12 protein-coding genes, 2 pseudogenes and 1 CRISPR repeat array are annotated in these 12,270 nt (G+C 44.7%); of the genes and pseudogenes, 4 read left to right on the forward strand and 10 right to left on the reverse strand.

The genetic code is table 11. The annotated features are described in order from the left end of the window. Window positions 1–85: 85 nt before the first annotated feature. Both ACLGGO_RS17710 and ACLGGO_RS17715 read right to left on the reverse strand, forming a co-directional pair. Window positions 86–880 carry an HNH endonuclease gene (locus ACLGGO_RS17710; RefSeq protein WP_446336363.1) on the reverse strand — a complete coding sequence of 265 codons (795 nt, stop codon included), beginning with the start codon at window positions 878–880 and terminating at the stop codon, window positions 86–88. After that, a complete protein-coding gene (locus ACLGGO_RS17715; RefSeq protein ID WP_446420296.1) occupies window positions 880–1,122 on the reverse strand; it encodes a helix-turn-helix domain-containing protein in 243 nt (80 codons plus the stop codon). The genes ACLGGO_RS17710 and ACLGGO_RS17715 overlap by 1 nt, the downstream gene beginning before the upstream one ends. A 128-nt stretch (window positions 1,123–1,250) precedes the next feature. Here ACLGGO_RS17715 and ACLGGO_RS17720 point away from each other — a divergent pair, with 128 nt between their 5' ends. Next, on the forward strand, window positions 1,251–2,141 hold the full coding sequence (locus tag ACLGGO_RS17720) for a DNA cytosine methyltransferase (RefSeq protein ID WP_446336365.1): 891 nt from the start codon (window positions 1,251–1,253) through the stop codon (window positions 2,139–2,141). Between the two features lie 39 nt (window positions 2,142–2,180). Here the strand turns inward: ACLGGO_RS17720 and ACLGGO_RS17725 are convergent, their stop codons facing one another. The 3 genes from ACLGGO_RS17725 to arsS form a co-directional block, all read right to left on the reverse strand. Beyond that, window positions 2,181–4,574 (reverse strand): CPBP family glutamic-type intramembrane protease, encoded by a 2,394-nt coding sequence (locus ACLGGO_RS17725; protein ID WP_446420297.1) that lies wholly within the window; start codon window positions 4,572–4,574, stop codon window positions 2,181–2,183. 119 nt (window positions 4,575–4,693) lie between these two features. Beyond that, entirely contained in the window at window positions 4,694–5,446 is a 753-nt protein-coding gene (locus ACLGGO_RS17730) for a TVP38/TMEM64 family protein (RefSeq protein WP_446420298.1), read from the reverse strand. Window positions 5,447–5,852: 406 nt separating this feature from the next. Beyond that, on the reverse strand, window positions 5,853–6,848 hold the full coding sequence (arsS, locus tag ACLGGO_RS17735; RefSeq protein WP_446420299.1) for an arsenosugar biosynthesis radical SAM (seleno)protein ArsS: 996 nt from the start codon (window positions 6,846–6,848) through the stop codon (window positions 5,853–5,855). 483 nt (window positions 6,849–7,331) lie between these two features. On the opposite strand from arsS, the gene ACLGGO_RS17740 reads away from it, so the two are divergent. Beyond that, window positions 7,332–7,502, forward strand: a complete 171-nt coding sequence (locus ACLGGO_RS17740) for a hypothetical protein (RefSeq protein ID WP_446336369.1) — start codon at window positions 7,332–7,334, stop codon at window positions 7,500–7,502. A gap of 59 nt (window positions 7,503–7,561) precedes the next feature. On the opposite strand, the gene ACLGGO_RS17745 is transcribed toward ACLGGO_RS17740, so the two are convergent. After that, the gene (locus ACLGGO_RS17745) at window positions 7,562–8,338 is read right to left on the reverse strand and encodes a DUF6816 family protein (protein ID WP_446420326.1); all 777 of its coding nucleotides are present in this window, start codon (window positions 8,336–8,338) and stop codon (window positions 7,562–7,564) included. A gap of 90 nt (window positions 8,339–8,428) precedes the next feature. Between ACLGGO_RS17745 and ACLGGO_RS17750 the strand changes: the two are divergent. Both ACLGGO_RS17750 and ACLGGO_RS17755 read left to right on the forward strand, forming a co-directional pair. Beyond that, window positions 8,429–8,569 (forward strand): annotated as a pseudogene (locus ACLGGO_RS17750) (PIN domain-containing protein); the annotation flags it as partial. Beyond that, window positions 8,550–8,762, forward strand: coding sequence for a hypothetical protein (locus ACLGGO_RS17755; protein WP_446336372.1), 213 nt, complete (start codon window positions 8,550–8,552; stop codon window positions 8,760–8,762). The pseudogene ACLGGO_RS17750 and the gene ACLGGO_RS17755, both read left to right, overlap by 20 nt. Here the strand turns inward: ACLGGO_RS17755 and ACLGGO_RS17760 are convergent. The 4 genes and pseudogenes from ACLGGO_RS17760 to ACLGGO_RS17775 all read right to left on the reverse strand — a co-directional run. Continuing rightward, window positions 8,751–9,035, reverse strand: a complete 285-nt coding sequence (locus tag ACLGGO_RS17760) for a hypothetical protein (RefSeq protein ID WP_446420300.1) — start codon at window positions 9,033–9,035, stop codon at window positions 8,751–8,753. The genes ACLGGO_RS17755 and ACLGGO_RS17760 overlap by 12 nt on opposite strands. A gap of 356 nt (window positions 9,036–9,391) precedes the next feature. After that, a CRISPR array of direct repeats spans window positions 9,392–10,084; the repeat unit is 37 nt; unit sequence CTTGGAATTCCCCTGAATCCCTATCAGGGATTGAAAC. A gap of 296 nt (window positions 10,085–10,380) precedes the next feature. Then, window positions 10,381–11,376 carry a permease gene (locus ACLGGO_RS17765; protein WP_446420301.1) on the reverse strand — a complete coding sequence of 332 codons (996 nt, stop codon included), beginning with the start codon at window positions 11,374–11,376 and terminating at the stop codon, window positions 10,381–10,383. A 70-nt stretch (window positions 11,377–11,446) separates the two neighbouring features. Then, window positions 11,447–11,689 (reverse strand): thioredoxin family protein, encoded by a 243-nt coding sequence (locus tag ACLGGO_RS17770; RefSeq protein ID WP_446336422.1) that lies wholly within the window; start codon window positions 11,687–11,689, stop codon window positions 11,447–11,449. A gap of 153 nt (window positions 11,690–11,842) precedes the next feature. After that, window positions 11,843–12,151: pseudogene (locus ACLGGO_RS17775) on the reverse strand (heavy metal-responsive transcriptional regulator); the annotation flags it as partial. Between the last annotated feature and the right edge of the window lie 119 nt (window positions 12,152–12,270).

Here is a 12,270-nt window from a genome sequence, read left to right on the forward strand (position 1 = left end):
CCTATGTCTAGGACTGTGTCCTCCCAAACTATCATTACCCTTGTGACAAAAGATGCTAATTAGAATTTTTTTAGCTTCAGCCAGTTTATTCAACTTCAGCCGACCTATTTTGCAAAAATTCACTCACAACCTGATTCAGTAATTCGTGAGGATCTGAGTTTGTGATAGCGGCATACTGTCTCAACTTTAAAATATTGTTTGAAGATAAAAGAAGCGGAGCAAAACGTTCAGGAAATGCCCAACTGCACTGTTTACACTCAAGCTGACATCCACGACATGATGTACTCTTAAAGTTGTTACACTCATCACAGAGAGGTTGCAAATTGTTCACCTCATTGCCACCACTTCTAGCCCGAGGAATTTTATGATCCTGCTGAAATCTAACCTCTGGTTCAGAACGACCACAAACTGCACATTTATGGTTGTATTGTTCCAGAATTTTTTGCCAATCTAAATCAGATAACTTGATTCGCGGAACCCTTTTTTCACTTAATCTTAAACTGACAAGTTGATAGGTTTTGCCTTCTCGTCCAATTCCGGTGATTCCTTCTTCTCCTTGGAGTTCTCGCAGACGCCGGAATACATCGACGTAAGGTTTGTATGGTTTGCGACCTGAATGTTGGCTTTTTCTGAAATTTTCAATAGCTTCTCTCAACTGCTCTTCACGTATAAGAGGTCCAGGAATACCATGTCCGGGGGGCCACAGTTCTTCTAAAAGAACTCGATAATACGATTTATTCGCTCTGCTGGGAGACACAAAACTTTGACATACTTCTTCTAACCATTCTTCCCGACTCACATTTCCTGGAACATATGCTTTACTAATAGGAGCAAGAGATAAAAACTTTTGTCTGCCTCGATGTTTACGACTTGCAGCCATCACTTATCCCCCCGCAGTAACCATACCGGATTGATATCCAATACTTCGGAGATGGCATTAAGTTCATAGTCTTTCACACAGCGCACTTGACGCTCAATTTCTGAAATATCGGATTGCTCCAGCTTGACCCCGTAATCGACATTTAGAGCCGCTGCTAATTCAACCTGGTCTAAACCACGCTGTAATCTGACTTGACGAATTCTCAAGCCGCTGATGTTTTGTTTTTTCTCCACGGTGAACATTTCAAACCCATGGTCGAAATGTTACCGAGTAATCAAATTATTCGTAGACGATTTTCGTCTACAGTGGATTTTGGCAAAGCAATCATTTATGATGGTCGTCACGATCAGGCTTTATCTCTAGTTTCATCATGCGTGTTGCTTCGTTTTTTGCAGGTATTGGCGGTTTTGATCTTGGCTTTGAAAGAGCAGGTATGCAGGTTGTGTTTCAATGTGAGATAGATCCGTTTTGTCAACAGATACTGAAACGCCATTGGCCCCACGTACCCCTTCATGACGACATCTCAACCCTCAATCCAACAACTATCCCTCCCTCTGATTTATGGTGTGCAGGATGGCCCTGCCAAGACCTCAGCAATGCCAACACCGAGCGAAAAGGACTTACAGGAGAACGAAGCGGGCTATTTTTCAGGTTTATGGACTTGGTTAGAGAAGTTCAGCCAACGTGGTTGGTCATGGAAAATGTGCCGGGATTGCTCTGCGCGGAGCAAGGAACCGCTCTTGAGACAGTTATCGACACGCTGGAAGCGAATGGGTATTTGGGGGGATGGGTATCGTGTAACGCTCTCCATGCGGGCTTACCCCACAACCGAGACCGAGTATTCTTTATCGCAAGTTTTAGATCAGAATGTGCCTATCACTTCTTTACTAACAGCAGCGAATTGTCTAGGGATACTTCGTCGCGAAAATCGAGCCAATCGAAAACTCGATCCCATTTTCGTCAAAGCACTTTCGCAGACCATCCGCTTGTGGTACAACGTCGCGGTGGCTTCGGGTACACCCTGGCAAAAAGCATCTGCCCCACGCTACGTGCCCAAACTGGAAGACATCAAGGCGGTCATTCAGACCGACCAATACTCTGTGGCGAGAAACTTGACGTGGACAGAGTGGGAGCTACTCATGGGATTTCCCCCCGGATGGACAGTCGTCGAGGGAGACTCCTTGGCAACGCCGTTGTCCCCCCAATCAGCGAATGGCTCGGAAGGCAAATTTTAGAGAGTGTGGGAAGTGGTGATTGGTGATGGTCATTTTAGGTTTAGTCTAATATTTGCCCAAAAGCATTACCCTTCTACCCTCTCCTCACTATGCAAGTCCGATGCTACCGGACTTGATATAAGTTGAAGTTTGCCTTTCCCCCCAAAGACAAATAGCCAAATATTCACAGCTAGCCAGTGTAAAATAACAGCAGACCAAAGCGATCGCGTCACACCATAACTAACCGCGCAGGCAATTCCTAAAAATCCCGCTAAGACTAAAAATCTCCAATCCCAGAACATTGGATAACCGCGAGGGTAGAAATAACGACCGTTCAAGGGATGATACAGGATAAACAAAATTGTACTCAGGCTCAACCAAAACAACCACGCCCCCGCCGATGCATTTTCCAGGAAACTGGGAAGCAGCAGCCCCCGAAAGACTAACTCTTCGCTAAATGCAGGGAAAACCAAGGTTAAAAAGAACTGAACCCCATTGAAATCCCAACGGAATTGTAAAAAACCCGTCATCAAACCGAAGGGAATCGCGATCGCGGCATACCCTAAGGCAATTACAGCACAAATTAGCCACCCCCACCCACTCGGTAGTGTGGTTAACCCCGCAACTAAGCGAGTTAACAGCGTTGACAAAACTGGAATATTTCCTAATAATACCGTTGGCGCAACCGGGAAAATTGATCCATCTCCCCCAGGAACTTGAAAGGTTTGTAACACCCACAGTTTCGCATTTTTGTCAAGCAACAAATCGGCAATGATATCCTGTCCTCGACGGGGCATAATCGTCCGCCAACTCAAAATCCCGGCTAATAACTGATTATCCTGCATAAAGCGATCGCCCACACCCGCCAATGTTTCGGCGTTGTGCTTCCAGTCAGAACGCACTACCCCCAAGGGTGTTAAATTCTGTTCTAGTTCTTCCCCTAACGTCACTAACTCCTGAAATCGCTGGGTTTGGGGATGATTGGGATGCTGCTGTAGCCAAGCCTGTATCTGAGGCGTCGTCGCCACCTGTTCCTTGATCTGCTCAATGGCAATATACAAGGCTTGGTTAGAATCCTGTACGCAAGACGTAGCCGGGGTGACAATCGCACTTCCGGTTCCATCTCCTGTGCGATAGCGGGACATCATCACGTTTAACTGTTGCTGCAGCGCCTGCAAGGGTGAGATAATCACGCCATCGAAGTTATAGTCTTGAGTTACGGCTTCGAGTTTGATTAAAACATCAACTACAGGGCGTTTCCCCAACCATCCCCGTTGTAAATCCCCCATATAATTTGCCCACGTCGCGTTTGCGGCAATAATACCGTCAGGGTTGTGGGCATAAACTTGTTGATACACAATCTCCCAGCGCAACTCATCGGTAAACGGATCACGAATGATTTCAGCCACGCCAAACGAAAAGTGACCCGTTACCGTCGCCCAAATCGTCTGTTGATCGCCATTTTCGCCGCCAATCCCACCAAACAGATGTAAGATTAAAGCGCGATCGCCTTCTTGCCAAGCTGAAATAGCATCGGGTTGGGTTTTCGCCTCTGGATCGATTAACACTGTCGCCACAGTTCCCTGGCGATCGCCTGTATCCTCCCACAAATTTGGCAGCTTATCTTGTAAAATAACCCGATCCGGTTGCAATTGAAACAGCGATCGCGGTGCAATGGCTTGTACAGTAAAAATGCCCTGCTTATCCTTCGCCCCGTAAATATACCACCCCGCCTCCCCTGCGGGCGACGCTTCAAGCTGTTGTGGTGTTGAGAACAAATGCTGAGGGAAGTGAATGACTTCTTCAACACCATCAAATCTGCCCGATTCGGGGTTGTAATGACGTACCGTTAACCATTCTCCCTGGGTGCTGACAATCGACACTAAACCATAAAATCCCCCGGAGACTTGAATCGGAGAACGAGCAATTTTCAGCCTATTTTCCGCCCAAATCACCTCTTCTAAGCGGACAATCACATCATTTTTAGGTCTTGCTCCCGCCAACGATTGCAATGGACCCACCTGTGACCAACCATTCAGGCGATTGGGGTGAATATTACCATTTTTCTGGCTATTGCGGGTAGTTTGGTTAAATTCGATAGCGGTGGTAACAGCGTCCAGATAGGTTTTAATTTGGGGCGTTTCCTGCCATTCGAGACGCACTTTCTCACCAATTAACTCTTGGGCGGTGGTAGGGGCGTTGTACACTTGAAACCAAACCCAATCGGAGGTTGAATTGGCTTGTATTTCTTCAGGATTTGGTAAAATTAATCGTCCTACCCAATCACCAACGGAGTGATACAAATTCGGATCAATATCTTGTTCAAGGGGATAAAAAGACGATTGATTGCCCGTTGACTGACTCAGGGCGTAACTGGGTTCCTGGGGAATGGCTGGTTGGGGTTTCGGGTGAAAAACGATCACCGCGATCGCACAGATTATTCCTAAGGCTATTAAAACCAACCCGTCAGACTTTCTCATGTCCGCTCCACCCCGCGATCGCCCTCTGACTAAATTGTAGCCTGTATTCCCTACTTCTAGTTGCAGCTTGTTTGGTCAAGGATTAACTTTTACTACAATTAAAACACATTAACTACAGTTTATTTCTGATTTAGCGCGGGGTGTGTTTCTTCCTGGACAACAGTTTCATTTAACGCTTTCTGGGCAAGATGTGTTATGTAGAACGTTACGGCAATCGTAGCCATTAAGCCAATGATCCGAATCCCCCACTGGGCAATTTGAGTTTCTGTCGTAGTGGGTTGATTGGAATTATGAATTGTGGCTAAATCCCTACCCAGGGAACCGATGTAAACGTATACCACGGTAGCTGGAACCATACCAATAGAACCCAAAACATAGTCTCGGAGGGAAACTTGGGTAACACCAAACGCATAATTGATTAGGTTGAAAGGAAACAGAGGAGAAAGGCGAGTCAGCAGGACAATTTTCCATCCTTCTTTCTGCACAGCTTGATTAATCGCTTTAAATTTGGGATGCTTTTCAATCTGTTGGCAAACCCAATCCCGCGATAGGTAACGTCCAATCAGGAAAGCACCGATAGCTCCAAAAGTTGCCGCGATTATGACATAGATGGAACCCCAAACTACGCCAAACAAGTAACCTCCTTTTATTGTCAACAGAGAACCTGGTATAAACAGCATTGTGCCTAAGTTGTAGATGATCATATACACAATGGGAGCTAACACACCAAGGCTTTCTACCCAAAGTAATGAGGTGGGTATAAGTTCCCGGATGTCGAAATATTGGGTGGTAATAATCAGAAGGAAAACCAAACCCCCCATTAGTACCCGTTTCAGCTTGGAATTAAAGCGGCTTTTGCACAATTGAACCATTTGATTTCCCTCAATTTACCCGTTGGCGATTGACTAAGCATGACACCTCCTCTTCCCTTTTCCCTTTTCCCTTTTCCCCTTTTCCCTTTTCCCTTTTTCCTTTTTCCCTTTCAAAGGGGGGCTAGGGGGGATGGGAGCTAGGGGATGAAGGTGGAGCAATTCGATGGGTGCGGGTAAATAGCCCAAAACTTAAGTTGACACAGATGCAAGCTTTGCGCCCCTACATTCAATTGCTTATCAATGGATAATTAATAATTGATAATTGACAATTGATTAATTGGGTCTAAGACATCTTCATTTACGAAGAAATTAAAAAAGATTTTCCTTAATTTCAATCCTCTTATTTTTAGGAGAGGTCATTATCCATTGTCAATTTGTGAATTGTACGAATGATTACAAACTTAACTTAAGTCAGCGCACCGCCACAACTGGAACCACACCCAGCGGTGCAACCGTAACAATAGGAGGCGGTACGAATTTCGTTAATGATATCTAATGTTCCTGCGGCTAATAGTTTATTCACCGTTAAAGCTTCCCCAGTGCGAGACTTGGCGGGTATCTCTTCCATTTGATTAAAATCGCAGTCGTAAATATTTCCACGATAATCAATGGAAAGTTCGTTACGGCACATCAAATGTTCCACCGTAGTCGGATTAAAGTTATCTTCCAGAAACTTCAGGTAAGGCGTATATAGCTTTGTCTTTTGCAGGTAAAACTTAGTTCTGCCAACGGGTAAATTCGTAATCGTGAATAACTGGTTAAAGTCAATATCAAAATTATCCTTAAGGAACCGTTTATAATCCTGCTCTAATTTAACTTGATTCGGCGTTAAGGAAAAGTTTTCACTCACGGGTAATGATGGGTTATAGACCAAATCCAGGGTTAAGTTGGGATTTTTTCCATAGCCCAATTGATTCAGCCGTTGAATTGCCCGAATCGAATCATTATAGACTCCTTTCCCCCGCATTTTATCCACATTTTCTTCTAAATAGCAGGGAAGGGAGGCGACAACTCTCACCTGATGCTGGGCAAAGTATTCGGGCAAATCATGGAATCCCGGTTCAAAGAAAATGGTTAAATTTGAGCGGACAATCACTTCTTTTCCCGTTGAACGCGCCGCTTCAACTAAGTGTTTAAACCCATAATTCATTTCGGGTGCGCCACCCGTTAAATCAATGGTTTGGATTTGAGGAAAGCGATGAATTAGTTGGATGAGTTGGTTACAGATTTCGGGGGTAAGTTCTTCAGTGCGTTTGGGTCCCGCTTCTACATGACAATGGGTACAGGCTAGATTACAGCGTTTTCCCAGATTAATTTGAACAACAGTAATTTGATTTTTGGTTAAAGGTGTCGTTAGTTTTTGGTTAAACGGGGTTACGGCGAATGTGGCTGTCTGTGTCATTGGTTAAATTCCGGGAAATACATCTTAACTTCAGCATCTAGCTAGCCCAACCCATCTCGGCTGGCTGGGTCTATAATAAATCATTTAGTTTGAGTCTGGAGCAATTAAACAGGAGTTCAATGAGTTTTTGCTGAAAATCGGCTTAATTTAGACTGAAAAAGTTGATAAAACAAGCGCTGACTATAGCAACCGCCATAGCGGTTAGGATACATCTTATGGTAGAGACATTCCGCCAGAGTTCCAGACGCGATGCAAGAAGCGTCTGGAACAACAGTTCGCTTGTCCTAATCGATGGGACGCCTTAAAATGACTAGGAAAAAAGACCTAGGGGGTGACTTCATCGGATTTAGGATCAATAATCTTTCCAAAGACAAAATAATAGCTTTACATTTTTGACTTCAACCTTCATTCCGGCTTCACCAAGAAGCTTGGCAAAGGAGTTAAGCTGAGGTTACTTTATATCATTAACTCAGGAGCCAAAGAATGAAAGGAGTGAAAGAGCAAGCCCGCCAAGAGACGATTTATAATGGTTCGCAATTAACCACCAAACCCTTCTTGATGGATGTGACGCCTCTGAGGAAAAAAAAATTAGCTTGTCGGTGGATTACCTCATCTGCCAATCCGGGAACTTTAATGGGAATGTGGGATTTTTAACTTAATTTGGCGAGAAGTTCCGCGCTGTACTTTGATGTCATGGTGTCTGACTATAACTATTATATGGGTTCTAACTGGAGTCGATACCGATACAAGGCGACGGGTTTATCTAAAGCTTTAAAATAATCAGGATCTTGAGGGGAAAGGTAGATGGCGGTGATTTGCCATGCTTCAATTCCGGAATCGGGTGAAGGTAATTGATGATAAGCGGTTGTGGTTTCCACCTGATTTAAATAGGGTTGGTTTGTACCGCGAAAGTATTGATTAGTTACTTCTGTAGCAATAAAGCGATCGCGGCTGGGGGTTTCTGTGTTTCGATCTGTCACAATAGAGATAATTTGGCGTCCTGATCGCAATTCGGTGATTTGCCGATTCACAGAGGCGGGATCTACCTTCACCGAACGAATAGCGCTATCGCCTAGATAAGCTTGGGCGATATTTAACCCATTGAATACTCGATCAGCAACAACGCCGGATTCCGTTTGCCGGGGAAGGGGTATAATGCGATCGCGAGATTTAGATTGCACCTGATCAACCCGTTCAAACCGTACCCGAAACTGCATCGGCTGATTTAAATAGCGGCGATTACTCTTCATCCCCGGTGTTACCACTTCTGGCGCTAAGGGTGCAATTTGTTCGACGAGGGTGCTGGTAACATTCCAGGTTCCCTCCATCCAATCGGGGTACAATAAATCCCCAGTCGCCGCCGTTACTGGGGGTTTAGTTTGCCAATTGGGGAATTGCGCCACGCGATCGGATAATTGTCCGGCTTGTGCTGGATTTGTGCAAAAGCAGTAGACTAGGATTAAGCCCAATCCTATGAGTCTGGGGATAATTGCCACAACTGAATTGACCTTTGCTGGGTGTCGGTTAACAACAGAGAGCGCTCTCACTGTAGGATACCTCGCCAGTGAACCTTTACCCAATCCTGTGCAGAAGCCGCCAATAGCGATTACTTTATCACCTGTGACAAGCGCTTAATTAATCGCTGTCAGGGATTACCCCTAAAAACTCTTAATCCAGTTGACTTTATTTTGGAAATAGAAGATGACAATCAAGGTAATTAACGATCAACAAGCTTTGCAAGATGGCTTAGACGTATTGATTTCACATCTAGAACCCGCTAAGTTAGCGCGTTTCGTAGCAGCTTGCAAACTAGGAGAAGGAAATTATCTTAAGCACAAAGACAAGCTTTTTGAACAAGAAACTGTTGCTAGTTTATACGAAAAAATAAAAGCCTATCAAGATTCATTGAAATAGGGTGGCTTGATCCGGCGAAAGTATTGGTTGGGAACATTCTAGACCAGCGCGGCAAAAATAACCCCCCAGTGTGCGTTTGCGTATTATTAACATGAACAAATTCGTCCTCTCGGGGTAAACCAAATCCCCAGTCGCCTCTATCACCGGGGGTTTAGTTTGCCAATCGGGGAATTGCGCCACGCGATCGGCTAATTGTCCGGCTAGTGCTGGATTTGTCCAAAAGCAGTAGACTATGATTAAGCCCAATCCTATGAGTCTGGGAAGAATCGCCACAACTGAATTGACCTTTGCTCGGTGTCGGTTAACAAGAGAGAACGCTATCACGTAGGATACCTCGCCAGTGAACCTTTACCCAATCATGCCAATTTCTCGGTCTAGATGCGACCACCTGTGGGTGTTTTTTCCGACGAGTTAAAATTTGAGGCTGTATCCCAAATCCCGTCAGGGTTTGCCGCCTATTTTATTATTTAGGGGCGGTCGCCAAGTCTGAAAGGCTTATGGATAAAGGATTTGAGCCTATTTTGTTCCAGGGGTCTTGTCAAAGGCGATGGCTGAAATGCTATAGTTATATCAGCCAGTCGCCATTGTACCTTGAAAACTAAATACAGTAAGGGTTCTGAGATGCTGCCCTTGGAATTCCCCTGAATCCCTATCAGGGATTGAAACTTTCCTGTTCGGATTTAATGAAAAGGATAAAGCTACTTGGAATTCCCCTGAATCCCTATCAGGGATTGAAACTTGCTTTAAAAAAGGATTGAAATCTAAGCTTAACTCTCTTGGAATTCCCCTGAATCCCTATCAGGGATTGAAACGGAATGGATTGAAGATTGGCTGAGAAAACTGCTTCAGCCCGACTTGGAATTCCCCTGAATCCCTATCAGGGATTGAAACGAGAGGATACGACCATACCTGGCCCGGGTAATTGCTTGGAATTCCCCTGAATCCCTATCAGGGATTGAAACAGCCAATAATTCTTGCAGCCTAGCAACATTTATGCTTGGAATTCCCCTGAATCCCTATCAGGGATTGAAACCGGGTATCAAAAGCCCGAACACCAAAGTCAATTGCCTTGGAATTCCCCTGAATCCCTATCAGGGATTGAAACTTGGTGGAATGAACCCATAATTATTGTTTTGGCAACTTGGAATTCCCCTGAATCCCTATCAGGGATTGAAACGCTGTCCCCGACAAACGCTGAGGAAGTTGCTTTACACCTTGGAATTCCCCTGAATCCCTATCAGGGATTGAAACCTTATCATGTTCCTCCTAAATAAATGGCGGGAAGCTTGGAATTCCCCTGAATCCCTATCAGGGATTGAAACCCTTATCCATTAAAAATCAATATCCCCAAGAAACGGTAAGGATACGGCAATGCCCATTGGTATCAACTTAAGGCTGAAACCCTTACTTAATAAGAGATCCCCCCTAGCCCCCCTTAAAAAGGGGGGAACCAGAAATTAATCAAAGTCCCCCTTTTGAAGGGGGATTTAGGGGGATCTAAACTTTGAGCGCTAGTAATACAAAGTCTTAAGTTGACACGGATGGGCAATGAAAGAGCCCCTACAAATACCCTTAACCTAATACATTAATCAAGTGAACAATCCCCTATCGCCTAAATTCACATCAACAAAATATTAAAAAGATAGCCAACGCTAATAATTCCCATCGTCATCAACGCAATAAAGACAGCCAATAACTCAGGCTGCAACACCTTCCTGAGAATCACCATTTCCGGCAATGATAACGCCGTAACAGCCATCGTAAACGATAGAACCGTCCCCAAAGGCAACCCTTTATTCACCAACGCCTCAGTAATCGGTAAAACCCCAGCAATATTAGCATACAGCGGCACCCCCATCACCACCGCGATCGGCACCGCTAAAGGATTCCCCGCCCCCGCCCACTGTGTAATAATATCGGCAGGAACATACCCATGAATTCCCGCCCCAATCGCAATTCCACCCACCACATAAAGCCAGACAGACTTAACAATTTCACTCGCCGAATAATGACCCTGTTCCCATCGTTCTTTCCAAGTCAGTTTCATCTCATCGCCCTGATCCCGATCACAATCTGACCCTTGGCGAGACTTCTGCAACGCCCAGACAAAGGGTTCCACCCACTTTTCCAGGTGTAGCATCCCAATAATATAACCCGCCGCGATCGCTAATCCCACCCCAAAGGCTATATAGATCACCGTTGCCTTTAGCCCAAACAGTCCCCATAATAAAATAACCGCGACTTCATTCACCATCGGTGCCGCAATCAGATAGGAAAACGTGACCCCCAAAGGCACACCCGCCTCTAAAAACCCAATAAATAAGGGCACGGCGGAACAGGAACAAAAAGGCGTGACAATGCCAATTGTTGCCGCTAAACCATTGCCAAAAATCGTCCGCTTGCCACTAATCCAGTAGCGAATCTTTTGCGGTTCGAGAAAGGTTTGCACCGTTCCCACTATAAAACTAATCACAATTAATAGAGTCAGAACTTTGGGGACATCGTAGAAAAAGAAATGTAGCGCTGACCCCAGAGACGAATGCAACGATAACCCCAAAACCTTAGTAACAATTTGGGCAGCTAACCAATCAAAGGGATAAAATACATCAAACATAACTTATCCTTTAGCTGGAAACGAGAAACGGAGAAGGTATTAACTTAAATTGACCCCTGCCAAAACCCCTCTAAAACTGCAACAACGGTTTAATTTGTTCTGGAGACATCACCTTTCCCTTACTCACTACTTTGCCATTGACAGCTAAGGCTGGAGTAGACATAACACTCCGTTTCGCAATCTCCACAGGGTCAGTAATATGGAGGACTTCAGCCTCAATACCCAAAGACGCGATCGCACTTCGGGCATTTTCTTCTAATTGATGGCATTTTTTACAGCCCGTTCCCAGAATTTCTACCGTAAGCGTATCCATAATTAAAGCCTCATCATAGTTTGAATTGTACTCAAATTTATCAGAATTGTCTTCACCCTTAAAACCAACATCCTTGAAGACAATACACGGGCGTTCTTTCCCCAACCGTTGTGCATTTTCTTGACAACGATTGAGCAAAGGCAATAATTCTGTTCGTAGCCGTTGCAATTGCTGGATATTGTCTTCAATTTGCTGAACTTTTTTCAGCAACATCTGATAAACTTCACCACAAGACAGAGATTCTCCATCTTGCAATACCAGTAATTCTTTAATTTCGTCTAAGCTTAAACCTAACGCCTTAGCCCGACTAATAAAGGACAACCGTTCAATATCCTGGTTATCAAACAAGCGATATCCAGCCTCTGTACGTTTCGGACTCGGAATCAATCCAATCCGTTCATAAAAGTAAAGGGTTTGGGGATTAAGTCCCAACTTACGCGCCACTTCACCAACTTGAAGCATATTGCCTCAGCTCATATCAGAATCCAATGCTTTAATCATAAACCTTATACTTAGGTATAAGGTCAAGCCCTAGTCAGAGAATATAACTAGGGTCTGCTGAATAAGTATTGTGGTGGGAG

Source organism: Coleofasciculus sp., assembly GCF_046565525.1.
In the GTDB taxonomy this organism is placed as follows: Bacteria; Cyanobacteriota; Cyanobacteriia; order Cyanobacteriales; family Coleofasciculaceae; genus Coleofasciculus.